The organism is Pantoea sp. Fr-CA_6 (genome assembly GCF_024520895.1).
GTDB lineage: Bacteria > Pseudomonadota > Gammaproteobacteria > Enterobacterales > Enterobacteriaceae > Pantoea > Pantoea agglomerans.
Map to the genome: position 1 here is coordinate 159,212 of NZ_JALNPO010000004.1, position 24,587 is coordinate 183,798.

22 protein-coding genes and 1 tRNA gene are annotated in these 24,587 nt (G+C 55.2%); 19 read left to right on the forward strand and 4 right to left on the reverse strand.

Annotated features, from left to right (window positions below):
• Positions 1–4 precede the first annotated feature (4 nt).
• Together NR201_RS09310 and NR201_RS09315 are read right to left on the reverse strand one after the other, a co-directional pair.
• A complete protein-coding gene (locus tag NR201_RS09310) occupies positions 5–1,315 on the reverse strand; it encodes an MmgE/PrpD family protein (RefSeq protein WP_256849692.1) in 1,311 nt (436 codons plus the stop codon).
• Positions 1,316–1,394: 79 nt separating this feature from the next.
• The gene (locus NR201_RS09315) at positions 1,395–1,940 is read right to left on the reverse strand and encodes an N-acetyltransferase (RefSeq protein WP_022624974.1); all 546 of its coding nucleotides are present in this window, start codon (positions 1,938–1,940) and stop codon (positions 1,395–1,397) included.
• A 252-nt stretch (positions 1,941–2,192) separates the two neighbouring features.
• Between NR201_RS09315 and NR201_RS09320 the strand changes: the two genes are divergently transcribed.
• The 4 genes from NR201_RS09320 to NR201_RS09335 all read left to right on the forward strand — a co-directional run bounded on the left by NR201_RS09320 (position 2,193) and on the right by NR201_RS09335 (position 5,590).
• On the forward strand, positions 2,193–3,263 hold the full coding sequence (locus tag NR201_RS09320) for an iron-containing alcohol dehydrogenase family protein (protein WP_089414028.1): 1,071 nt from the start codon (positions 2,193–2,195) through the stop codon (positions 3,261–3,263).
• 47 nt (positions 3,264–3,310) lie between these two features.
• Positions 3,311–4,624, forward strand: coding sequence for an LLM class flavin-dependent oxidoreductase (locus NR201_RS09325; protein ID WP_033772154.1), 1,314 nt, complete (start codon positions 3,311–3,313; stop codon positions 4,622–4,624).
• 184 nt (positions 4,625–4,808) lie between these two features.
• Positions 4,809–5,090: a hypothetical protein gene (locus NR201_RS09330; RefSeq protein ID WP_010247933.1), complete on the forward strand. Its 282-nt coding sequence runs from the start codon at positions 4,809–4,811 to the stop codon at positions 5,088–5,090.
• A 98-nt stretch (positions 5,091–5,188) separates the two neighbouring features.
• Positions 5,189–5,590: a cell envelope integrity TolA C-terminal domain-containing protein gene (locus NR201_RS09335; RefSeq protein WP_010247930.1), complete on the forward strand. Its 402-nt coding sequence runs from the start codon at positions 5,189–5,191 to the stop codon at positions 5,588–5,590.
• A gap of 76 nt (positions 5,591–5,666) precedes the next feature.
• On the opposite strand, the gene fhuE is transcribed toward NR201_RS09335, so the two are convergent.
• Positions 5,667–7,829, reverse strand: coding sequence for a ferric-rhodotorulic acid/ferric-coprogen receptor FhuE (gene fhuE / locus NR201_RS09340; RefSeq protein WP_256849693.1), 2,163 nt, complete (start codon positions 7,827–7,829; stop codon positions 5,667–5,669).
• Positions 7,830–8,224: 395 nt separating this feature from the next.
• On the opposite strand from fhuE, the gene NR201_RS09345 reads away from it, so the two are divergent.
• From NR201_RS09345 to NR201_RS09355, 3 genes are all read left to right on the forward strand, one after another.
• Positions 8,225–9,313, forward strand: coding sequence for a YncE family protein (locus NR201_RS09345; protein WP_029519393.1), 1,089 nt, complete (start codon positions 8,225–8,227; stop codon positions 9,311–9,313).
• Between the two features lie 298 nt (positions 9,314–9,611).
• The gene (locus NR201_RS09350; protein WP_050680114.1) at positions 9,612–9,965 is read left to right on the forward strand and encodes a type II toxin-antitoxin system RelE/ParE family toxin; all 354 of its coding nucleotides are present in this window, start codon (positions 9,612–9,614) and stop codon (positions 9,963–9,965) included.
• Positions 9,966–9,969: 4 nt separating this feature from the next.
• Positions 9,970–10,272 (forward strand): helix-turn-helix domain-containing protein, encoded by a 303-nt coding sequence (locus tag NR201_RS09355; protein WP_256849694.1) that lies wholly within the window; start codon positions 9,970–9,972, stop codon positions 10,270–10,272.
• Positions 10,273–10,362: 90 nt separating this feature from the next.
• Here the strand turns inward: NR201_RS09355 and NR201_RS09360 are convergent.
• A tRNA-Asn gene (locus NR201_RS09360) sits at positions 10,363–10,438 on the reverse strand.
• A gap of 505 nt (positions 10,439–10,943) precedes the next feature.
• Here NR201_RS09360 and NR201_RS09365 point away from each other — a divergent pair.
• The 12 genes from NR201_RS09365 (at position 10,944) to NR201_RS09420 (ending at position 24,586) form a co-directional block, all read left to right on the forward strand.
• Positions 10,944–11,867, forward strand: a complete 924-nt coding sequence (locus NR201_RS09365; protein ID WP_010247907.1) for a sugar ABC transporter substrate-binding protein — start codon at positions 10,944–10,946, stop codon at positions 11,865–11,867.
• Between the two features lie 32 nt (positions 11,868–11,899).
• Positions 11,900–13,384 (forward strand): sugar ABC transporter ATP-binding protein, encoded by a 1,485-nt coding sequence (locus NR201_RS09370; RefSeq protein ID WP_033758305.1) that lies wholly within the window; start codon positions 11,900–11,902, stop codon positions 13,382–13,384.
• A 23-nt stretch (positions 13,385–13,407) separates the two neighbouring features.
• Positions 13,408–14,433, forward strand: coding sequence for an ABC transporter permease (locus NR201_RS09375; RefSeq protein WP_174819610.1), 1,026 nt, complete (start codon positions 13,408–13,410; stop codon positions 14,431–14,433).
• 454 nt (positions 14,434–14,887) lie between these two features.
• A complete protein-coding gene (nac, locus tag NR201_RS09380) occupies positions 14,888–15,805 on the forward strand; it encodes a nitrogen assimilation transcriptional regulator NAC (RefSeq protein WP_010247899.1) in 918 nt (305 codons plus the stop codon).
• A gap of 811 nt (positions 15,806–16,616) precedes the next feature.
• Positions 16,617–17,108, forward strand: a complete 492-nt coding sequence (tssD, locus tag NR201_RS09385) for a type VI secretion system tube protein TssD (protein WP_256849695.1) — start codon at positions 16,617–16,619, stop codon at positions 17,106–17,108.
• 12 nt (positions 17,109–17,120) lie between these two features.
• The gene (locus NR201_RS09390; RefSeq protein ID WP_187510676.1) at positions 17,121–17,477 is read left to right on the forward strand and encodes a tlde1 domain-containing protein; all 357 of its coding nucleotides are present in this window, start codon (positions 17,121–17,123) and stop codon (positions 17,475–17,477) included.
• Entirely contained in the window at positions 17,474–17,926 is a 453-nt protein-coding gene (locus NR201_RS09395; protein ID WP_192034068.1) for a hypothetical protein, read from the forward strand. The genes NR201_RS09390 and NR201_RS09395 overlap by 4 nt, the downstream gene beginning before the upstream one ends.
• 184 nt (positions 17,927–18,110) lie before the next feature.
• Positions 18,111–19,070 carry an HTH-type transcriptional regulator Cbl gene (cbl, locus tag NR201_RS09400; protein ID WP_010247887.1) on the forward strand — a complete coding sequence of 320 codons (960 nt, stop codon included), beginning with the start codon at positions 18,111–18,113 and terminating at the stop codon, positions 19,068–19,070.
• A gap of 160 nt (positions 19,071–19,230) precedes the next feature.
• A complete protein-coding gene (locus NR201_RS09405; RefSeq protein ID WP_256849696.1) occupies positions 19,231–20,688 on the forward strand; it encodes an NAD-dependent succinate-semialdehyde dehydrogenase in 1,458 nt (485 codons plus the stop codon).
• 443 nt (positions 20,689–21,131) lie between these two features.
• On the forward strand, positions 21,132–22,601 hold the full coding sequence (locus NR201_RS09410; protein ID WP_163850249.1) for an aldehyde dehydrogenase: 1,470 nt from the start codon (positions 21,132–21,134) through the stop codon (positions 22,599–22,601).
• A 28-nt stretch (positions 22,602–22,629) separates the two neighbouring features.
• Positions 22,630–23,298: a haloacid dehalogenase type II gene (locus NR201_RS09415; RefSeq protein ID WP_256849697.1), complete on the forward strand. Its 669-nt coding sequence runs from the start codon at positions 22,630–22,632 to the stop codon at positions 23,296–23,298.
• Between the two features lie 10 nt (positions 23,299–23,308).
• Positions 23,309–24,586 carry an FAD-binding oxidoreductase gene (locus tag NR201_RS09420; RefSeq protein ID WP_010247879.1) on the forward strand — a complete coding sequence of 426 codons (1,278 nt, stop codon included), beginning with the start codon at positions 23,309–23,311 and terminating at the stop codon, positions 24,584–24,586.
• Position 24,587: the final 1 nt, after the last annotated feature.

A 24,587-nucleotide genomic window follows, 5' to 3' on the forward strand; every position in this document is an offset into this window, starting at 1 on the left:
TCGGTTACAGGGCGCTCAGCACTGCGCGGCCCAGCGCCTGCAAATCTGCCGTTGAACGCAGCTCACTGGCTGCCAACAGATCGGGCGACGACGCCTGCAGCACCAGCTGCAGTTTCCTGTTTACATCCACACTCTCTGCCAGTGACTGCTGGCGCGTGCGGCGCTGATGCAGCTTTGTGCTATCACTCAGCGTCAGCGTGACGTCATGGAAGCGCAGGGCGGGATTAATCGCATCGGGCGGCGCGCTGTTATCGGGAGTACGACGGACGCGGGCGGCCAGTGGCATAATCTGATGATTGAGATCGCCTTCGGCGAAATCCTGCAAACGCAGATCGCCGTAGATCAGCATCGCAGCAATCACATATTCCAGGCTGAAACGCGCTTCAATGCCGTGCGTCGGAACGGATATGGAAGCGGCGATGTCACCGCCTGGCGGGAAGGCGACGGTGATATCGACAATCTGGCTCAGCAGCGCATCAAGAGGTTTGCCGGCTGCCAGCCACTGCTGGCGCAGAATTTGTGCCGCTTCCGCTGCGCTGTGGGTACCCGCGCAGGTTGGGAAAGGTTTGAACTCCAGTCCGGGCGCGCTAATCCGCCAGGGGCGGCCCCAGTTTTCCAGCAATTTCTCCGGCTGCGCCTGACCCGAACTGCTGGCTGCCAGAAAAGCCTCAATCACACCCGCCTGACGGCCATCTATTCCGGCCAGTGTCAGCAGAGCCGCTGACACCGCACGTTCTGCGGCAAAACCAGCGTGCAGTGGTTTCACCGCCGAACCAAACTGTGCGCGTAGCCCGCTGGCCTGGGTGGCAGCGATCCCCAGCAGGGTCGCGGTTGCATCACTCTCCAGCGCCAGCAAACGCGCCAGTGCCGCCGCCGCTGCCAGGGTGCCCAGCGTTGCCGTGTTGTGATAGCCCAGCGCGTAATGTTGCTGGCTGACAGCCAGTCCCAGACGACCAGCCATTTCCACACCTGTGACGTAAGCATCCAGAAAACGGTTCAGGCGCTTTGGCTGATATTGCTGCCAGGCGAGCAGGGCGGGCAGGATCACTACGCTGGGGTGACCGCGAAAATCGGCATGAAAATCATCGTAGTCCAGCGCATGTCCGGCATAGCCCAGCAGCAGCGCCTGCGAGCGCACGCTGCCGTCGCGGTAGATTGTGCGCAGTGCCGGTAAGCCGCTATCTGGCACCTTGCCCTGTAACACCGGCCAGCTCACCGCCAGGAAGTCCCGCACACCTTCACGCGCGTGCTGGTGCGCTGACTCATCCGGCTGACTATAAAGGATATGTTCAGCCAGCATTACGCTCAGGTTCATTGCGGTCGCTCCGGAAAATGGTGTAGTTCGTGGCGAAACGCGATCGGCTGTTCGCCCAGTGATGCGGGATTATCGCTGCTCATAGCGGGTTTCCTTCTGCTGCTGTCTGGCGGCTCAGCCAGGCATCATGTGCCGCCGGGTCCAGTACTTTTTTCATATAGAGGGTGATGTGACCTTTACCGAGATCGCGGGTATGCATCGGCTGGAAGCCACGTTTCAGATACATCTCTTTCAGCCAGGGGTGATGGGTGGCGGTGCCCAGCGAGACCGCAGGGGCATGCAACTGATCGATCAGGATTTCCTGCTCTAACCGATCCTGAACCTGGCGACCAAAATGGTGGCCGGGATAGTCGGGATGCGCGCCAAACCAGCCGATATGCGGCAGCCCAAACGGGCCGGGCAGCGGCCCCCAGGGATAGCGAACGGTCACTGATGAAACCATCTGGTTACGCATGTAGAGCGCATACACACCATGATTCTGCAGATGGCGTAATGCTGTAGCGCGGTCAGCCGTGGCGGCATCAAATTTAATGCCCAGTGCTTTAACGGGTGCATAGGCGGCATGCATCAGTGCCAGATAAACATCTACCTCATCTTCTCTGACCTGACGAAAATCGAGTTGCATAATATTTCCCGGAAAACTGCCAGGCAGGCAGTTAATTCATTCAGCCAGAATGAGAGATTAACAGTAAAAGCCGGGTCGCTATGTGTGAAAAATAACTAACCTAATGCGGATTTGTGAATATGAAATGGCCGGTTTTTGATTGCTTAAATTGTTATTTGTCGTAGTATTCAGAAAAGAAATTAAATTCCATGAGACACTATTAACTCATTGTAATAAAAGTCTTTTTCTATTTTATATAATCAGGATGCTGCTGTGTTAGCCATTACATCTCCGCGAGCCTATGCGCATGAGGCGGGCCTGCGCATCCGCGCCGGTCAGTTTATTAAACCCTATGCCACCCATATTCGTATTTTTACCTCTCCTCAGGCGTGGCAGGCGGTTAATCCGGAATTAAGCCAGAGTCTTGAAGAAAATGGCATCCGCTGGCAGCTCGACTATTTAGAGGGCGAATGTACCGAACAGGCCATCGCCAGCTTAAAACATCATATCGCACAGCAGGGCGCAGAACTGCTGCTGGCGATTGGGGGTGGACGCGTGCTGGATGCGGCTAAAGCCGCTGCCAGCCAGTTGCCGACGGTCACGCTGGTTAACTTTGCGACCCAGGCGGCAACCTGCGCGGCCTGGTCACCGATTGCCATCATCTATAACGAGCAAGGCGGCCATCTGCGCAGCCAGCCGCTGGGGAAAATGCCGGAGCTGGTGCTGGTGGACAGTGAAGTAATCGCCCGGAGCGACGTGCGCTACCTGAAAGCGGGTATTGTGGATGCGCTGGCCAAATATTATGAATTCCGGCCTTACCAGCAGCACAACCCTGATGATCTGGCTTTGGATCTTAAGGTGATGACCGCGCGGCAGGCGCTGGACACTTTCCGGCAGCAGGGAGACGCCGCGATCCTGGCCTGCCAGCAGCAGCGGGTCACGCCTGAACTGGTCAGAGTCATTGATGCCACTATCGTGCTCGCCGGGCTGGCGAATAGTGTGCGCGACCTGCTGCCGACGCCGGGCTTTGCGCACGCCATTCACAATCGACTGACGCACCTGCCGGAGCTGCATCACTGGCTGCACGGTGAGAAAGTCGGCTTCAGCCTGCTGGTGCAGTCGCTGATGGAACATGACGGCGTCGCGGATGCGGAACTCCTTGCGCTGCTGCGACACTACGATATGCCGCTGAAGCTGCCGGTGTTACGCGGCGATCGCCATAGCGCGCTGCGCAACATCGCGCAGCAGATTAAATTCCCCCAGGCCTGCGCAGAACGGCTGCCGTTTAGCGTCTCCGCCCGCGCGCTGGAACAGGCGCTGCTGGCGACGGACACCCTTTTTTAAGCGCGCGCTGCGGCGCGCCTTTTCACCTTACAGACCAGGAATCGTTCATGAATCATTTCACTCCATCACGTCGCCTGCGGCTCGGCCTGTTTGTTCAACCGGTGGGTCAGCACGTGAGCGGCTGGCGTCTGACGGAACAGCTGGGCGATCCCACTGACATCGACTGGCTGATCACGCTGGCTAAAAAAGCCGAAGCGGGTAAGTTCGACCTGTTCTTTGTGGGTGATGCACTGGCAACCAGCATGTATCGTCTGCCGTCGACCATGGCACGCCTTGAACCGCTGACGATGCTGGCGGCGCTGGCGGTCAACACCAGACGTATTGGCCTGGCTGCAACCGCCTCTACCACCTTCAGCGATCCCTTTACGCTGGCGCGCAGTTTCTCGTCACTGGATCACATCAGCCGTGGCCGGGCCGCGTGGAACGTCGTGACCTCGTTTTCCACTGACGTTGCACGTAACTTCAGCCGCAGCGATATGCCCGACCACGCTTCCCGCTATGCCCGTGCGCGGGAGTTCCTTGAGGTGGCAGACAAATTGTGGCGGGGCTGGGAAGCGGGGGCAGTGCAGCCTGATAAAGCGACCGGGGACTATTTTGTTGATGAGAAGATCAAACCGATCAACCATCAGGGCGAGCATTTTCAGGTACAAGGCCCCCTGAACATCACGCGTTCGCCACAGGGACGTCCGGTGATTATCGAAGCAGGTTCTTCTGCTGATGGTCAGAAGCTGGCGGCTGAGACAGCGGAAGTGATCTTTACCGCCTCCGCCAGTCTGGAGGAAGCGCAAGCGTTCTATCGCACTCAAAAGGAGCAGGTCATTGCCGCCGGGCGTAACCCGGATCATGTCGTGATCATGCCCGGTGTCATGCCGATTATTGGCCGCACGCGTGAGGAGGCGAAGGCGCTGTGGAAAAAGCTGAATACGCTGGTGGATATCGAGAACGGGCTTCGTCAGCTCTCACTGCGGTTCAGTATGGATCTCAGCCAATATCCACTGGATGGCCCGGTACCGGAGGTTCCGCTGGGCGAAGGTAATCAGAGCCGCGTTAAGCTGATGACCGATATGGCAAAGCGCGAGAATCTGACGCTGCGTGAGCTGGCCGCCGTCGCCGCCGGTTCACGCGGACACCGCGTGATTGTCGGTACCGCTGAAGATATCGCCGACGACTTCCAGCAGTGGCTGGAGCAGGGCGGCGCGGACGGCTTTAACATCATGCCAGCCATTATGCCGGAACAGCTGGATCTGTTTGTGGAGCTGGTGATCCCGGAACTGCGCCGTCGCGGACTATTTCGCGATGAGTATGAGTTTGCTACGCTGCGGGAGAATCTGGGGCTTGAAGTGATAACCGAAGAGAGTTAACAGCCACGGTCATCACGGGAAATATTACCGCAATACTGCATGCAGTTTGCTGGAAAAGGAGATGCGGTTAACTCAGCAGGGAGGCTGGAGCCTGTATTGTGCCGCACTATTTTCCAAAAGCGTTCTGCAAACCCATTCATACCCGATATAGTGCAAATCTATCCCCGGGATGTGAGATCGCTGAATGTCAGAATACAGGTTCTATACCAAAGGCAAATACACTGTTGCACTTGAAAGATCGGACGTAACACGAGCTTTCGATCTGACAGAGCAGGGTTATAAAAAACAGTTCGAGGAAGTTCGTGCCTCAGATGAAAAACAGGCACTCGCACGCTTCGCGGATATCCGCAGGGACAAACGCATCGACCAGCACAACTTTCTGGCGGGCGCGGCCACGATGCCCCTGATTGGCGTATTAACAGCGATTGCTTTCTCTCTCTTCTGGCGAAAAAAAACGGGAAAATAACCCTGTGTTGATTCACTTTGCAGGGGTTTAGCTTAGCCTGATATCAGAATAACCAGGGAGCAGGACGCCGTTCCCTTTTCACCTAAAAGGACTTATCCATGAAAAAGATCATTCCCATTTTCTGCTGTGCCCTGTTAGCCGGTTGTGCGCCTCTCACTCCACACGAATGCATTAAAAAAAGCGCACTCGAAACCTGCAGCTATAACCGTTCAGGAAAAGTCGGGGACAACGATATCTATGGTCAGCAGGCATCTGGCATAAAAAAAGCGCTGGATGCTGCACTATCAGAGCCGCACGCCTGGAAGGGGAAACGTTGTAATGCCCATCTGGATTTCAAAATTGATGGCACCCTGGATAATTTTATTATCAAAGGGGGCGATAAAGATTATTGCAACGCGCTCAAAGTGGCGGCAAAACGCGCCAGATTTCCGGCTTTCACCGACCAGCATGTTTTCGATGTGATGGGATCAGCGCGCTGGAATATGGAAGGACAGCCCTGACACGCATCCTGCCCGTTAAATCAGCCCTCAGACAGCCCGCAATCGCGGGCTGTCTGGCCTCCCAGCACCACTATTATCAGAACTGATAAGACACGCTGACATTCAGGTTACGTGGCTCACCGTAAACGTAGCTGTTCATATAGCTGTAATATTCACGGTCGAAGAGATTATCGACGTTGGCCTGTACGGCAACCTGCTTATTCACCTGATAGCGGGCAAACAACGAGGCCAGCGGGTAGCTGCCCTGATATACCCGTACGCTGTCGCCGCTGGCATTGGTCACATCTTTAAACACCCGGTTCTGCCAGTTAATTCCGCCACCAACGGTGAGCTCGGGGATCGCGGCTAACTGATAACGGGTGAAAAGTTTGAATGAGGTTTGCGGCTGATAGCTGTTGAACCGGCCACTTTTATCGCGTGCCACATAGCGGGTTGCGCCAAAGGTCAGCTGCAGATTATCGGTCAGCGCGCCATTCAGCTCGAACTCGGCACCTTTACTCACTGCACCTTTGGCGGCGTCATAGGCCTGCTCATTGCCGCTCAGATAAACACCATCAATTGCCTGTCCAACGTTATCCTGCTCGATGCGGAAAATTGCTACGCTGGCGGTCAGCAGGCCATCGTTCCAGGCCGATTTCAGACCGGTCTCGTAACTTTTACCTGTCACCGGTGAGAGGTAACTACCGTGAGTATCGCGATAAGTCTGCGGCAGGAAAATGGCGGTGTAGCTGCCATAGGCGGACCAGGTGTCATTAATGTCATACACCAGCCCTGCATAAGGCGTGGTGTTATTTTTAGTCATCTCTCCGCTGCTGCCATGGGTGCTCCACTGGGTATAGCGAGCGCCAATAATCAGCGACAGCGGATCGGCCAGCGACAGACGTGCAGCGCTATAGACCGATTTCTGACGAACAGTGTCATCAGCGTTGAGATACCAGCCCTGCCATTCCGGCTCCGCTACGTTACCGGTCCAGCTATTATTGAAAATCCCCATATCGGCGGCAGTGATTTCACCCGCCTCCGCATCGCTGAATCCATCCTGACTGTAAGCGGCATTATGCTGGCGGCTGTAGCTTGCTCCGGCCATCAACAGGTGCTGACGACCCAGCAGTTCAAACGGGCCGCTGGCAAAGCCATCGATTGAATCCATTTTACGCTTGCCGCGATCCATACTGCCATAACCGGTAGTGCCTTCACCGCTCTCCTGATCGGGATTGCCCATCACATAGAGCAGCTTATCGCTGAAGGTATTCTCGGCGTGCGTGCCGTTGATATGAATATTCCAGCCGTTATCGAAGTTATGGTCGATATCCGCAAAGACTTTGCGCGAGTTAGTGTTGTAACGCGCCCAGTTAGCTGATGAATTCAGGCTGCGGTCGTAATGTGTCGTGGCGTTATTACTGTAAAACATCGGCAGGCCACCCCAGGTTGGATTGCCGGTGTTGTCATCTTCATAGTCGTAGCCCAGTGACAGCGTCGTCTTATCGGTAAGGTCCGCATCAATCACGCCGTAGATGAATTTTTTGGTTTTTTGATAGCGATCCAGCCAGCTCTCCTGATCGGTATAACCGGTCACCACGCGGCCGCGCAGGCTGCCATCGCTGTTAAGCGGGGCAGAGAGATCCGCCACGTAGCGCTGCTTGTTCCAGCTGCCATAGCTGGCACTCAGCGTGCCGGTCGCGGTTTTGCTGTCAGCATGTTTACGCACCATATTGATCGAGGCCGAAGGGCTGCCCGCTCCGGTCATCAGGCCGGTCGCACCGCGCACGATTTCAATACGGTCATAGATTGCCGTGTCGGACGCCGCATCGCCGTAATTCCAGTTATCGTTAACCGAGGTCGGAATGCCATCGAAAGTGAAGTTGCTGACTTTGAAGCCGCGTGAATAGTACTCGGAGCGTTCACTGTCGATAAGATTGGTGGAGATACCAGTGGCGTTGATCAGCACATCATTAACCGATTGCAGATCCTGATCCTGCATTCGCTGCTGCGTCACCACGCTGAGTGACTGAGGCACATCTCGCGGTGTCAGCATTAATTTGGTGCCCGCGCGGGTGGTCTGCACCGCGTAATTCTGCTTACCGCTGTCACTGGTTTCGTCAGGCGTGGCGCTGACCACCATATCCTGCGATGTCTCCTCCGCCGCCTGGGCGGGGTGGAAGAGGGCGTGTATCGCCAGTGTCAGTAATGAGACGCTAAAGCTGTTTCTGAAACCTGATTCCCTGCCACTACGAGCCATAAAATTTTCCATTAAAAATTGGTATTGAGTTAAACCGTTGTGTCTTTGGTTGTTATTTTTTATCCACTCATCTTCTGGAGAAAGACGCTCAGCCAGTTATGAGAACGCCAATGATAATCATTTGCTTTATATATTCTTCAAAGGATTCAATCGAAAGTGTAACTTTATGTTTATTATTTATAATTCAATGTGATAGGAAAATTTAAAGCCTTTTAGTTGCTGGTGTTTATCAGATTTGAAAGCAGAAAAAGGGCATTCAGGTGGAATTTCACGGGGCAGTTAAGCGGTTTAATGCGGGTTAAATGACCGGACAGGCATGGATAGCAGCATCGTCATTTGATTACTGGCTGTTAATGCGTATGATTCTCATTCTTTATTCCCTGACGGAGTTCAGCATGAAATCGTTAAGCCCGCGCAAAGCCGCTGTTGCCATGGCAGTTGCCGCTGCCTTTAGCCTGACAGCGTGTCAGGCACCAGCTAAAAAAGCCGATGCGCCTGCCGCTGAAGCCCCAAAACCGGTTAATACCGCAGTGACACAACGCGCTCTGGGTGATGGTCTGTACGAAATGGCTTACTCCCCTGCGTCAAAAGCGTTGTTTGTCGCCAGCGCGCAGGCGTTTAAGGATGTGAACGGCGGCATGATCTATCGTCTCGATCCGGCCACGCTGACGACCAAAGGCGAAACGCATACCGACATGAAAAACTTCGGTACCGCTATCGATGAAAACGGTCAGGTGTTCTACACCACCAACTCACTGGATGGCGCGATCTCCAAAGTGGATGCCCAGAGTGGCAAAGTGCTGCAGCGTCTGGTGTTCCCGGGCAAGATCAGTAAAGAGGGCTATCCGGCGGGTGCGCGTGAAGTCCTGTGGCACGGCAACGAGCTCTATGTCGGTCGCGTAGCCGAACCGGGCTATATCTCCGTCGTAGATACCCGAACCTTTAAGCTGAAAACCGAGATTAAAAACGCCGGGAAATGGGTCACCGGTATCATCTATTCCCCGCTGACTGAACGCATTTATGCGGCTAACGGCTCGGGTGAAATTCTGGTGATCAATCCACGCAGCCATAAAATCGAGAAGCGCTGGACCGCAGGCGATGGCAAAGAGTATCTGTTCCTGAACATGGCGGAAGATCCTGCTACCGGTCGCCTGTTTGTTACTGACGACTCCAAAGGCAAAACCACGCTGATCTTTGATGAGCGCACCGGCAAAGTGATCAAGCGTATCGAAGGCGATGCGATGGGCATCAAGTTCAACGCTAAACGCAATGAGCTTTACATCAGCCAGCGCGAATCGAAGAAAGTGCTGCAACTGGATGCCACCACCTACGCGGTGAAAAACAGCTGGTCGTTTGACAAGAACCCAAACAGCCTGCTGATTGGCCCGGACAACAACACGCTCTATGTCACCCTGAAGGCGGAATTCAACAAAGATTCCTCCACCAAAGGCACTGACGAGATTGCCCGTATCGCGCTGCCGTAATCACGCGCTAAAAGCGTCACTCTGCATTGGCAGGGAAGCGATGCGAACACAGTTAAAGCCCGCTCAGGGAAGCCTGAGCGGGCTTTCTTATTAATAACAATGCCCCACAGCATCTCACTCCATAACCAATCCGGTACAGCTCGCAAAACGATGAAGGTTGTGTGGATTCATCACTGACCCGGCTGAACGCTTCTCTCACTTTGCACTAAAAGCACAGGCATCTGAAATCTCCCTGCATCACACTCGATTATCGCTTTACACCTATATAGTATTTAACCTATATTAATAAGGAGATCCCGTGTGGATGATTAAAACGACGGAGAGGTTTGATCGCTGGTTTACCTTGCTTAATGAGAGCGATCGCGCCTGCGTACTGGCAGCATTAATGGTGTTGCGCGAAAAAGGGCCGGGGTTGTCCAGGCCATACGCGGATACGCTAAAAGGCCCTGTTTATATCAACATGAAAGAGCTGCGTATTCAGAGTCGCGGCGATCCGATAAGGGCTTTCTTTGCTTTTGACCCAAACCGAACGGCGATTGTGCTTTGTGCCGGAAATAAGGTGGGCAATGAAAAGCGTTTTTATCAGGAGATGCTTCCGGTTGCCGATCGGGAATTCACACACTGGCTGAATAGCTTTAAAGATGAGGAGTAACCAGATGGGCAGAACGCTTGAACAGCTTATTGCGGATGAAAAACCGGAAGTCGTTGCCGACGCACAGGTGATGGCGACGGATATCCTGCTCAACATTCACCTTGCCGAGCTGCGCGAGAAAGTGCAGAAAACACAGGTCGAAATGGCAAAGGCGCTGGGCATTACACAGCCTACCGTGGCGGGCATGGAGAAGCCGGGCCGCGACCTGAAGCTTTCCACACTCAAGCGCTATATCGATGCGGCAGGGGGTAAGCTGCGGCTGGTGGTGGAACTGCCGGACGGCTCGCACTACGGGTTTGAGGTGTAAGCCATTCAGGCGGGGATGTCATGCCGCCGTGACCGAAAACATAAATGCAAAAAGCCCGCTCAGGTTTCCCTGAGCGGGCTTTTCTGATTCTGGCTCCTCTGACTGGACTCGAACCAGTGACATACGGATTAACAGTCCGCCGTTCTACCGACTGAACTACAGAGGAATCGCTTGAACGGGGCGAATATTAGCGGCGCAGATCCCGCTTGTCAAAGCCCTGTTTACCGAATTGCGTTCAGATGCTCGTAAAAGCAGCGGATTGGCGATTTTTACCCGATTCTGCTGGATTTTCAAACTGCCAACAGGATCTCACTTTGCGGGCATTTCTCCGCAGATGTTAGAGGCATGTCAAAGTTTTGTTGTTTGCCGATGTTAAAACAACCGTTTCAGTGCTTTTATGATAAAAATTTCAAAACGTGATTATATGGAATAAATAAACTGCTTATCATCACGGTCGTCATTATCGTCTGAAAGTGAAACGCTATTTTGAAGTTAACTGTTTGCAGATCAAGTGATTGTGAAAAGGAGTGGTCGATCACAAAAATAGTCAGAACCTGAAGTCTTACCTCAAATTTCCCGAAACAGACGCCAGACAGGCTGGGTGAATGTAAAAGATATTTTTCATTCGCGGTCACAGCCGCTGAGCAAGTTAACAAATAAGAAGGGTCCCTATGAACATTAAAAAAACGATTGTCGCCTCACTGTTAGCCTGCATGTTACCTGCCGCGGTTATGGCAAAAGATATCTCAGTTGGCGTCTCCATGGCGCTGTTTGATGACAACTTCCTCACCATTCTGCGTACCTCAATGCAGAAAGAGATGCAGAAAGATGGCGTTAAAGGGCAGGTTGAGGATGCAAAAGGCGACGTTTCACAGCAGCTGCAGCAGGTTCAGAACTTTATCGGTCAGGGGGTTGATGCGCTGATTGTCAACCCGGTCGATACCAATGCGGTGAAACCGATTATGGACCAGGCGAGCAAAGCGGGTATCCCGCTGATCTTTGTCAACCGCCGTCCACAGGCTGAGCTGACCGGCAAAATGGCCTATGTCGGGTCCGATTCGGAACTGGCTGGACGCTTACAGATGGAAGCGCTGGCTAAAGCGATGAACGGCAAAGGCAATGTTGCCATCCTGATGGGTGACCTGGCGAATGAAGCGACCCGTGACCGTACCAAAGGTGTGGAAGAGGTTGCGGCTAAATTCCCTGGCATCAAAATTGTTCAGAAACAGACCGCCAAATTTACCCGTAACGATGCGGTAGACGTAGTCAGTAACTGGATGACCGCCGGTGATGAGATCAATGCCATCGCTTCTAACAACGATGAAATGGCGATCGGTGCGCTGCAGGCACTGGGTAAAAATCCGGACAAAATCCTGATCGCTGGCGTCGATGGCACACCCGATGCGCTGCAGATGCTGAAGCAGGGCAAGATGGTCGCCACGGTATTCCAGGATGCGCAGGGCCAGGGTGAAGGTGCGGTGCAGACGGCAATCAAACTGGTGAATGGCGAGAAAGTTCAGAAAGTCATCAACATCCCCTACCAGTTGATTACTAAAGAAAACATGGAACAGTTTACCAAGCGTAACCTGAAATAGTCGTTCCTGACCCAGCTGTACGGAGGTGATGTATGAACGCTTTTGCGCTTGAAGCCGAAGGCATCAGCAAGTTCTTCCCCGGCGTTAAAGCCCTCGACAACGTGTCGTTGCGGGTGCGTCCGGGAACGGTACATGCCTTGATGGGCGAAAATGGCGCGGGCAAATCCACTTTAATGAAGTGCCTGATCGGGATGTATCGTCCCGATCAGGGGACCATCAAAATTAAAGGGGAGCCGGTGCAGTTTCAGGACACCATGGACGCGTTGCGTTCCGGCATTTCAATGATCCACCAGGAACTCAACCTGGTGCCTTACATGACCGTCGCCGAGAATATCTGGCTGGGTCGCGAGCCGATGAGATTTGGCTTTGTCGATCACGCCCGGCTTAATCAGATGACGCAGGAACTGCTCAACCGCCTCAATATCCGTCTGAAAGCCGATCGGATGGTGGGCGAGCTTAGCATCGCGTCGCAGCAGATGGTTGAGATTGCCAAAGCAGTTTCATGGGATTCAGACATCGTGATCATGGATGAGCCCACCTCCGCGCTGACAGAAACCGAAGTAGCGCATCTGTTTACCATCATTCGTGACCTGCGGGAGCAGGGCAAAGCGATCATCTACATCAGCCATAAGATGGATGAAATTTTCACCATCACCGACGAAGTCAGTATCTTCCGTGACGGCAACTGGATCGCCAGCGATCAGACGTCGAAATATACCCGTCAGTCGCTGATTACCCAGATGGTGGGACGCGAACTGACCCAGCTGTTCCCGAAATTCAACAGCGCAATTGGTGAAGAGGTGCTGACGGTGCGCAATCTCACCTGCAAAGATCGTTTCACCGACGTCAGTTTCAGTGTGCGCCGGGGGGAGATCCTCGGCGTCGCCGGACTGGTAGGTGCGGGTCGCAGCGAGGTGATGGAGAGCCTGTTCGGCATGGAGAGCTTCGACAGCGGCGAGATCTTGATTGATGGCGTACCGGTGACGATCGACTCACCCTCAACCGCGATTGAAAAGGGCATGGCGTTCCTCACCGAAGACCGTAAAAAGTCCGGCCTGTTTCTGGTGCTATCGGTGATGGAGAACATGAGCATCGTGAACATGCCGGAGTACAGCGGCAAAAGCGGGTTTGTCAGCCATGTGAAGATGGCGCAGGACTGCATGGATCAAATCCGTCGTCTCAACATTAAAACGCCGACCATGGATCAAATCATCAATAACCTCAGCGGCGGTAATCAGCAGAAAGTCCTGATTGCCCGCTGGCTGCTGGCGCAACCGAAGATTCTGATTCTGGACGAACCGACGCGCGGCATTGACGTCGGCGCGAAAGCGGAGATTTACCGCTTAATCAGTGAACTTGCCAACCGTGGCGTGGCTATCATCATGGTCTCCTCTGAACTGCCGGAAATTCTTGGCATGAGCGACCGGGTGATGGTTATGCACGGCGGGCGTATAACCGGCATCCTCGATAAAGAAGAAGCCGATCAGGAAACCATTCTGTCGTTGGCATCCGAGTGAGGCGCGAGACCACTATGAGCAATATGAAAGCTACTGCCACCCCGGCAGCCCCGCAGCAACCCTCTTTTTTTGCCAGCCTGCGTCATAAATTGCCGAAAGATACCGGCATTTTCGTGGTGATGGTGGGGATTGCGTTAATTTTTGAAATGTTCGGCTGGTACGTGCGTGACCAGTCTTTCCTGCTCAACACCAACCGTCTGATCCTGATTGTATTGCAGGTGGCGATTATCGGGATTATCGCCGTCGGCGTGACCCAGGTCATCATCACCACCGGTATCGATCTCTCCTCCGGATCCATTATTGCCCTGGCGGCAGTGGTGGCCGCGAGCCTGGCGCAGACCTCTGACAGCCTGTCGCCAATGTATCCGTCGCTGGTGAATATGCCTGCGGTGATCCCTATCGCGGCCGGTATCGGCGTCGGTTTGCTGGCGGGCGTGGTCAATGGTGTACTGATTACCCGCACCGGTATTCCGCCCTTTATTGCCACGCTGGGCATGATGGTGTCGGCACGTGGTCTGGCGCAGTATTACACCCAGGGCAATCCGATCAGCTTCCTTTCCGATGGCTTTACCTCAATCGGACAGGGTGCCATGCCGGTAGTCATTTTCCTGGTGGTGGCGCTGCTGTTCCATATCGCCCTGAAGCATACCCGCTACGGTAAATATGTTTACGCCATCGGCGGCAACATGACCTCGGCGAAAGTCTCCGGTATCAACGTTAATAAGTATCTGATTATCGTCTACACCATTGCAGGCGCGCTCTCTGGCCTGGCGGGTGTAGTACTGGCGGCGCGCGTCAGCAGCGGTCAGTCGAGCATGGGGATGTCGTACGAGCTGGATGCCATTGCCGCAGCCGTTATCGGTGGCAGCAGCCTGATGGGTGGCGTGGGCCGTATCACCGGTACATTGATTGGCGCAGTGATCCTTGGCCTGATTAAAAGCGGATTCACCTTCGTTGGTGTCGATGCGTACATTCAGGACATCATCAAAGGGATGATTATTGTGGCTGCGGTCTCTATCGACATGCACCGTAACCGCAAAAAACGTTAATTAGCAGGCGTTGCCTTCTTCCGGATGCGGGAGAGGGCAACGGCTGCTTTTTATCATCCGGCATTCGCCAGCGATAAGAAATCCCGCTGATAGCGGTTACATTTACTCCCTGTTTTTTACTCCTCTGTTCAGGCCCTGCAAGCCTTCATCAGGTGCAATGCGTTTCCACTGCACTCAAACTGTACAGCCTGTCATCACTTTTCTGCACGTCTGACTCGCAGCGTCTGCACTGTCACAGTGCGCCTGACGGTTTTACTCTCTCTTCTCAGCCATTCCTGATGCTTATTAACCCATAAGAGGTAATCAGAAACGCTTATTTTCCGGGCCGTTAGGAAAAATCTGGCTGCCTGATGGCCTGAGTTTTTTAAACCTGGCCTGCATCTTGCAAAATCTCTGTTATCAGGGCGATGGGATCAGACCCATTTCGCTATTCGGGGTGAGTGACGGAGGCAAGATGAATTTAAGACGACTGAAGTACTTTGTGAAAATCGTCGATATCGGCAGTCTGACGCAGGCAGCAGAAGTGTTGCACATCGCCCAGCCTGCACTCAGTCAGCAGGTCGCGACGCTGGAAAATGAACTGGATCAGCAGTTGCTGATTCGTACCAAGCGCGGCGTTACGCCAACTGAGGCGGGTAAGATTCTCTATGGTCATGCGCGCACCATTCTGCGCCAGTGTGAGCAGGCCCAGACTGCGGTAATTAACGCCGGTCAGGTGCTGAGTGGACAGGTATCGATTGGGCTTGCCCCAGGCACGGCGGCTTCATCGCTGACCATGCCGCTGTTGCAGACCGTGCGCGATCAATTTCCGGAAGTGCTGGTTTACCTGCACGAAAATAGCGGCAGCGTGCTGAATGAGAAAGTGATGAACGGTCAGCTGGATATGGCGGTATTGTACGATCGCGCGCCCACTGCCGGGATCACCAGCATGCCGCTGATGAAAGAGGATCTCTTTCTGGTAGGCGCCACCGATTACCCGGGTGCCAGCGTCGATCTGGCCGATGTGGCGCAGATGAGTCTGTTCTTACCGCGTGATTACAGCGCAGTGCGCAAGCGGGTCGATGAGGCCTTTTCGCTGCGTCGTCTGAGTGCTCGGATCATCGGTGAGATCGAATCGATTTCAACCCTGACCGCAGCCATTTCCAGCGGCATGGGCGTGACCGTATTACCTGAGTCCGCCGCCCGTTCGCTGGTGGGATCTACCGATGCCTGGATGTCACGCATTAACAGCCCGTCATTGAGTCTGCCGCTGTCACTGAACGTCTCCGCCCGGTTGCCGCTGTCACCTTCAGCACAGGCAGTGAAGAACATTCTGCTGTCGCTGCTGAATAAGCCGCTGAGTGAGGAGCGTGAGTTGATGTTAGTGAGTTAAGAGGGCGCTTGTAGCGGGCTGGCACTGAGCGGGTTTCGCTTTGCAGCGGGCTGCACTGAGCGGGTTACGCCCGCCAGGCGTATGGGAGTTTCAGGTCACTTAGCCGCGCGTTAGCACTGAGCGGTTTACGCCCGCCAGGCGATGGAGGCTGTGAGCCTTTAGCAGCGGGTATGCACTGAGGAAGTTTCGCCCGCCAGGCGTTCGGGAGTTTCAGGTTGCCCGAGCAGGCGGACGCGTCAAGGGGCGGACGCCCGCCCCTTAACAATCCCGGCGTCCGGCTGCCTGCGCGCCCCGCTGTGCGGGGTGCCTTCGTCACGCCCTGCGGCCGACGGACCGTCCGGACTCGCCATCCCTGGCTCGTACCGCCCTTTCGCCGACGTCCTGTCGGCTCATCCTTGCCTGCGGTTGTTCCTCAGCGTTCCGGACGCCTCTGGTAAACCTTCGTCTGTAATTTCTGTATTTATTTGCTGCACAGAGCTGTTTACTGGCTGGACAGGAAGAGGTTCTATCTTTCCATTTCGACACAATGTGAACTTCATAGCACGAATGATAAATCCATGTTGGCGTGAAGAATTGCTGATGCGACTTTTAAATTATTCTGAATAGCTTTTGGGCACGTTTTTTTTCTCTGATACCGGGTTATTCCGCGATCTCTATATCTGAAACAATAAAACTTCAATCAGGTTGATTTCACGCTGTATGAAAATTGATCTGATGTTTGCCGGAAGATAGTTTAATCAGGCTGTGAAAGCAGTGGGCCTGTCAGCAGAAAACAGGCTGGCTTTCTCTTTTTAAAATGGAGTTTAAAACGATGGCTATTCCAGCTTATCTCTGGCTTAAAGATGACGGTAACAACATTATTGTCGGATCAGTCGACGTGGCAGGTCGTGAAGGCGCTATTGAAGTCCTCGGCCTGAATCACGGCGTCATGCTCTCCACAGACAACGTGACGGGTAAAACAACCGCTGTCCGCGAACACGCTTCTTACAGTTTTGATAAAGAGATCGATAAGTCCAGTCCCTGCCTTTACAGGGCTGTGACCTCAGGTCAAAAGCTTTGCTCAGCGGAAATAAGATTTTACCGGATAAATGACGCGGGGCAGGAGGTGGAATATTTCAATACTTTGATGGAAGGCGTAACCGTTATCTGTGTGGGCCCGATGATGTATGACGTTAAATCCCGCTATGGTGAGGCGCGGGATCATCTGGAAGCTGTAGAGCTGATTTACGAAAAAATTACCTGGCGATATGCAGACGGAAATATCGTCCACTCGGACAGCTGGAATGATCGAGTGACAGCATAAAGGAATATAACGATGACATGGACATATGAGCAAAGCACGGGTCACTTATACCACAACAGTGAATTTATTGAGGCCGGCTACTCAGGTAGTCTGACTAACAAAAATAATCCCGATCGCCAGCATGTAAGAGGGATGGGGCCCCTTCTTCAGGGAACGTACAGAATTGCAGAGCACTCCACATCAAAAGGACCCCTGACCATTATTCTGGTGCAGACTTCCGGAGAGTCTTTTGGCCGTTCGGCATTTCGCATTCATGGCGAAAGAGTCAATAAGCCAGCGGGCTTCGCCTCAGAAGGCTGCATCATTATGTCACTTGCAACCCGGCGACGCGTGCTGCGTGAAGGCGGGACGCTGGAGGTGGTCCGATGAAATATCTGATATTGATTGGCCTTCTGCCCTTCGCGGTCTGGGCTGGAGCGAATACATCCGACTGGGAAAATTCGCTGAAGGGCATCGCGTCAGGAGAGCAAGCCTGGCTTGCAAAAGTGCCCCAACTGGCAGCTACGGCTGATGTTCAGCAGGCAACACGGATGGAGGATGCCCTTGCCGCGGCGTTAGCGAAGAATACCCCGGGCGTGCTGGAGACGCTCCGGGTTATTGACGCCAGATCCTGGCCCCATATGACAGGTACAGACATTGTCTGCAGCGTTCCGGCTGAGCAACCTACAGCCTTTATAGAGGATTTTTATCAACAAACCCGTCTGGCGCTACTGGCAACTGACCAGGGTGCGACCTGTCTGTGGATCCTGGAAGCAAGCTATGAAGAGATGAAAGCAGAGAGCGCCAGAATGCGTAATCTATCGCCTTCTGTAAAATAGCCTCTCCCCCAGGCCGGGTTTCAGTCAAACTCTGAAGTCCGGCCGCCCATCTCAAACCTCTCTGCACCCCAAAACCCACCCCGTTATTCCCTAAAGTCATAAATCCGAATTTTTTAGTATTTCCGGTTATCAATAATAGTTCTTACCATCAGATAATCAGATTATGTAAAGGGAGGTAAATACCGTGAATTTCCAGCAGCTTAAAATCATCCGCGAGGCGGCCCGCTGTGAGTTTAACTTAACGGAAGTCGCTAACACGCTGTTTACCTCCCAGTCGGGAGTAAGTCGGCACATTCGTGACCTGGAAGATGAACTCGGGGTTGAGATCTTTATCCGTCGCGGCAAGCGCCTGCTGGGGATGACCGAGCCGGGCAAAGCGCTGCTGACCATCGCTGAGCGTATCCTGGATGAAGCGGGCAAAGTGCGACGTCTGGCCGATGTCTTTACCAATGAAACCAGCGGCATCCTGACCATAGCCACTACCCATACTCAGGCGCGCTACAGCCTGCCGAAAGTGATCAAAGCGTTTCGTCAGCTCTATCCTAACGTCCGGCTTGAACTTAATCAGGGGTCGCCGCAGGAAATTGTCACCATGCTGCTGGCGGGTGAGGCGGACATTGGCATCGCCAGTGAATTACTGGTCAACAACAGCAGCCTGGCGGCGTTCCCCTGGTTCAGCTGGCATCACGCCTTACTGGTGCCGAAAGGGCATGAACTGGTGCAGAACCAGCCAGTTTCACTGAGCACGCTCAGCCGCTATCCGCTGATCACCTACCGCCAGGGTATCACCGGACGTTCGCGGGTGGACCGTGCGTTCCAGACGGCCGGTTTAAAACCAGATATCGTGCTCAGCGCTCAGGACTCCGATGTGGTGAAAACCTACGTCAAACTCGGTTTAGGCGTGGGGATACTGGCCGATCAGGCATGTGAAACTGAAGAGAGTGAAGAGCTGGTGCGCCTCGATGCCACGCATCTGTTCGATGCCAGCACCGTATGGCTCGGCCTCAAGCGCGGCCAGCTGCAACGCAACTACGTCTGGCAGTTCCTGGAACTCTGCAACGCCAACCTGTCGCTGGAAGAGATCAAGCGTCAGGCGCTTTCTTACAGCAATGACGACGAACCGGTAATCGACTTCCAGATTTAAGTACACGGCGCATCCATCCGGATGCGCGTCTGTTTCCGCACGGCATAAAATTTCAAATCACCGCGAAAATCTCCCCTATCGACCTTTCTCACCCCGCACAACAACATCCTGCGCTGACCCGGCGCGATAAAGTGGAATCAGCTGACCACAAGGGGATGATATGTCGCGACTACAACTTAACGATAGCGATCTGCTGCGCCAGCAGGCGCTGTTTAATGGACGCTGGCAGGATGCGCATCAGGGCGCCACGCTGCCGGTTACCGATCCCGCCACGGGCGAAACCCTGGCGACGATTCCGGCACTGGGTCGGGCAGAAACCGGGCAGGCGATAGCTTATGCGGAAACGGTGCGCATCAGCTGGGGCAAAACTACCAATGCCAGCCGTGCCGCGCTGCTGGAAAAGTGGCATCAACTGATTATTGAACACGCTGACGACCTGGCGATTATCATGACCGCCGAGCAGGGCAAACCGCTGGCGGAAGCCAGAGGCGAAGTGCTCTATGGAGCCAGCTTCGTGAAATGGTTCGCGGAAGAGGCACGCCGCATCTATGGCGACACCATTCCCGCGCCCAGCGAGGACCGGCGCATCCTGGTGCTGAAACAGCCGGTAGGCGTTGCCGCCGCAATCACGCCGTGGAACTTCCCGATTGCGATGATCACCCGCAAGGTGGCGCCCGCGCTGGCCGCCGGATGCCCGATTATTGTTAAACCTTCTGAGTTGACGCCGCTGTCGGCGCTGGCACTGGCGGTGCTGGCAGAGCGCGCCGGCTTCCCGTCCGGCGTGCTGCAGGTGCTGACCGGCCTGCCCACGGAGATTGGCGCGACGCTGACTGAAAGCCGCACGGTACGTAAAATCTCCTTTACCGGTTCAACCCGCATCGGACAGTTACTGATGCAACAGAGCGCCGACAGCATCAAGCGCCTGAGTCTGGAGCTGGGTGGCAACGCGCCGCTGATCGTGTTTGATGATGCCGATATTGAGATTGCCGTCGCGGGGGGCATGCTCAGCAAGTTCCGCAACGCAGGACAAACCTGCGTCTGCGCTAACCGCATCCTGGTGCAGCGAAGTATCTATCCGCGTTTCACCGCCCGGTTGCTGGAGGCGGTCGCCACCCTGAAAGTGGGGGATGGTTTTGCGCCCGACAGCACTATTGGTCCTTTGATCAACAGCCGCGCGGTGGAGAAAGTGAACGGTCATATCGATGATGCGCTCAGTCAGGGTGCAAAGCTGCTGACCGGCGGCATCAGCCAGGGCAACGGGACCTTTGTGCAGCCCACGGTGCTCGGTGAGGTCACCGCCACCATGCGCATCGCCCATGAAGAGACGTTTGGTCCGGTCGCGCCGCTGTTTATCTTCGATGATGAAGAGGAGGCAATCGCGATGGCAAATGACACGCCCTACGGCCTGGGTGCCTATTTCTTTACCGAGAACATCCGGCGCGCATGGCGGGTAGCGGAGGCGCTGGAGTTTGGCATGGTCGGCTTTAATACCGGCGCTATTTCCCTGGAGGTCGCGCCGTTTGGCGGCGTGAAACTCTCCGGTATTGGCCGGGAAGGTTCCCGCTACGGAATTGAAGAATATCTGGAACAGAAAACATTTCACATTGGCAGTCTGTAACTAAAAATGAAAAAAGCCAGCCGGATAATCCGGCTGGCTTTTTTTTGCCTGAGGCTCCGTAAAAACTTACGGGCGTCAAATAATTGTTCTGAAAAATTAAAGAATTTATCAGGGATGTGAAGCGGGTCGTTAAATCGGCGGGTCATGTGAACCGGAATGAGCCGCCTGACCCGAAATATCCGCTTTGGTGCAATTTCCGTGCAGGTTGCACCAGCAGGGCGCATAAATTTTGTGAAGTAAATCATCTGTTTAATTGTTCGGCAATTCCACAAAAAATCTACCGCCAATACGGCAGAAAATTTTTTTGCACTGTTTTAAACGCATTTTTATTTTTTGCCCGGCTGGCATACTTTCTGCATTAGCTTATTAACAGCGCAGAAACCGGCAGTTTTAAACGCTAATAAACCAGCAACTGATGGGTGTAACAAATAAGGAATTCTTCCATGTTAAGTTTCGACCCGGAAAAAGTTTCTCTTCCAGCTGGCCATTATATTGGCGGCCAGCACTGCCAGAGCCAGGGCGCATCCTTTGAGGTTAAACGTCCATCGGATGGCAGGGTCTATGCCACGCTGCAGGACGCCACGCTGCAGGATGTCGATCGTGCCGTGACTGTGGCGCATCAGGCGCTGAAAAGCAGCGGCTGGTCCGGTTGTCCGCCGCGCGAACGCGGACGGGTACTGCGCCGCTGGGCCGATCTGATTGAGCAGGACGCGCTGCTGGCACAGCTGGAGGCGCTGGGCTCCACCCGGCCGATCAATGACGTGGTGCTGCACGAAATTCCTTTTACCGCCGAAGCGATTCGCTTCTATGCCGAATGCGCTGACAAATACAGCGGGGATCTCTTTCCCACCCGCGACAGCAGCCTGGGCATGCTAATTGCCGAACCTTATGGCGTTATCGCCGCGATTACCCCGTGGAATTTCCCGCTGTCGATGGCGTCGTGGAAATGCGGACCGGCGCTGGCGGCGGGCAATGCGGTGGTGCTTAAACCCTCTGAACTGACCCCGTTTTCTACCGTGCGCATGGCCGAACTGGCCATTCAGGCGGGCTTGCCGGCCGGCGTGCTGAACATTGTACAGGGCAGTGGCGCGGTGACCGGCAGCGCGCTGGTAAAACATCCGCTGGTGCGCAAAGTCTCGTTTACCGGCTCGACCCTGACTGGCGCGCGCATCATGAGCGATGCCGCGCAAAACGGCATGAAGCCGGTGACGCTGGAGCTGGGCGGCAAAAGTCCGCAACTGGTGTTTGATGACGCGGGTGACCTTGAGGTGCTGGCCCAGCGGATTCTGCGCGGCTTCACCGCCAACGGCGGTCAGGCCTGCGTGGCGGGCACCCGTCTTATTGTGCAGCGCAACATTGCCGATCCGCTGGTTGAGCGGCTGGCTCAGCTCTGCCGGGAGGTTAAACCGGGCGTCACCTGGCAGGAGGGCAGCCGCTACGCACCGCTGATCGACGAACGACAGGGCAACAAAGTCTGCTCGGTTATTGAGGCGGCAAAAGCGCAGGGCGCAGAAGTACTGGTGGGCGGTGAGCGTTTTGCCGACACCGACGACGGCTGGTTCTGGCAGCCCACGCTGCTGAGTCACGTGGCGCAGGATAACCCGGCGGTCCAGCAGGAGATTTTTGGTCCGGTGCTGACGGTGCAGACGTTTGATGATGAAGAGCAGGGACTGGCGATGGCCGCCCATGACACCTATGGCCTCTGCGCCGGTGTTCACACCCTGAGTCTGCCGCGCGCGCTGCGGGCAATGCGCGCCATTGACGCGGGCACCGTCTGGATCAACCGCTATGGCCGCTCCGGCGACTTCATCATTCCGACCGGCGGCTTTCTCGGCTCCGGCATTGGTAAAGATTTAGGCCGCCAGGCGTTTCAGGCCTGCCAGCGCCAGAAGAGTGTACTCATCGATTTCTAAGCGCAACTGACAATGACGAGGGTGTTACATGGCACTGTTTAAACCGAAATTCATCACGTTTGACTGTTACGGCACGCTGATTCGCTTCGATATGGCGGGTGCCGCGCAGCGCTGTTTCAGCGACCGCGTCGACCCGGACGCAATGCACGCTTTTACCACCGACTTTTCCAGCTACCGGCTGGATGAGGTGCTCGGCGCGTGGAAACCCTACTACGACGTGGTGAGTAATGCCCTGCAGCGCACCTGCAAAAAGTGGGGCGTCCGCTGGGACAAAGCCGACAGCGACTTTATCTACACCGACTGCGCCAGCTGGGGTCCGCATCCCGACGTGCCCGCCGGGCTGGCAAAGGTGGCTAAGGAGTTTCCGCTGGTGCTGCTGACCAACTCGATGAAAGACCTGATCCCGCATCACGAACCGCGTCTGGGCGCACCTATCTATATGGCTATCACGGCAGAAGAGACGGGGGCCTACAAACCACAGATGAAGGGCTTCGAGTACATGCTGGATAAGCTCGGCTGCGGCTCGGAGGAGATCCTGCACGTCTCCTCCAGCTTTCGCTATGACCTGATGACTGCCCACGATCTCGGCATCAAAAACAAAGTCTGGGTTAATCGCGGTCATGAACCGGCGAATCCTTATTACCAGTACACCGAAATCAACGATATCGGCGGCCTGCCTGGCGTCGTCGGACTCTGAGGAACACCCCATGAAACTGGAATCGTTCTGGCAGGCCACCGCTCCGGCCTTTACCGGTGCCGCACGCGAACCGCTGCCCGCACAGGCGGACGTGGTGGTGATTGGCGGTGGCTTCACCGGCATCTCGGCGGCCCTGAACCTGGCGCGCAGCGGCATCAGCGTTGTGCTGCTGGAGAGTGGCGACGTGATGAGTCAGGCCTCGGCGCGCAACGGCGGCCACTGCAACACCGGTGTGGCGCAGAACTTCGCCTCGCTGGTGGCGAGCCAGGGTCTGGAGCAGGCCAGCCGCTTCTATCGGGCATTTGATGAGGCGGTGAGCTATGTCCAGCAACTGATCCAGGATGAAGCGATCGACTGCGATTTCCGGCTGTGCGGCAAACTCAAGCTCGCCAGCAAAGCGTCGCATGTGGCCGGGCTGCAGGAAGCGTATGAGCTGATGCGGCGCACCGTTGACCCGGAGATCGAACTGCTCGACAAAACCGCAGTGCGTGACGAGATCGCCAGCGATGACTTTCATGGCGGCCTGCTGCAGAAGCGTGGCGGTCAGATGCACATGGGCAAGTTCGGCGTCGGGCTGGCTGAGGCCGCCGCCCGCAGCGGCGCGAAGATTTTTCCGCACCACGCCGTGACGAAGCTAGAACGCCTGAAGGGTTATCAGCATCGGGTAGAGACCGCGCAGGGCACCATTCTGGCGGACAAAGTGCTGATGGCGACCGGCTGCTCCAACGTCGGCCCTTTTCCCTGGTTTCAGCGCCGCATTGTGCCGGTCGGCAGCTTTATCGTGGTGACGGAGGCGCTCGACCCGGCGCTGCTGCGCCAGGTGCTGCCAAAGGATCGCACCTACGTCACCTCACTGAATATCGGCAACTACTTCCGTACCACGGCCGATCGCCGTTTGGTGTTTGGCGGGCGGGCGCGGTTTGCCGTCAGCAACCCGACGTCGGACTCGCGTAGCGGTGAGATCCTGCGCCGGGCGATGACGCAGATGCTGCCACAGCTTGGCCAGTCGCAGGTGGATTACTGCTGGGGCGGTATGGTTGACATGACCGCCGACCGTCTGCCGCACGCGGGTGAACAGGATGGCCTCTTCTATTCGCTGGGCTACAGCGGTCACGGCACCCAGATGTCGGTGTGGATGGGACGCGTCATGGCCAGTCTGCTGGCTGAAAAGCGCACTGAAAATCCCTGGCAGCGCGATACATGGCCTGCGCTGCCCGGTTATCACGGCAAGCCATGGTTTTTACCGCTCGCAGGACTCTATTACAAAGCAAAGGATCGCCTTTCATAAC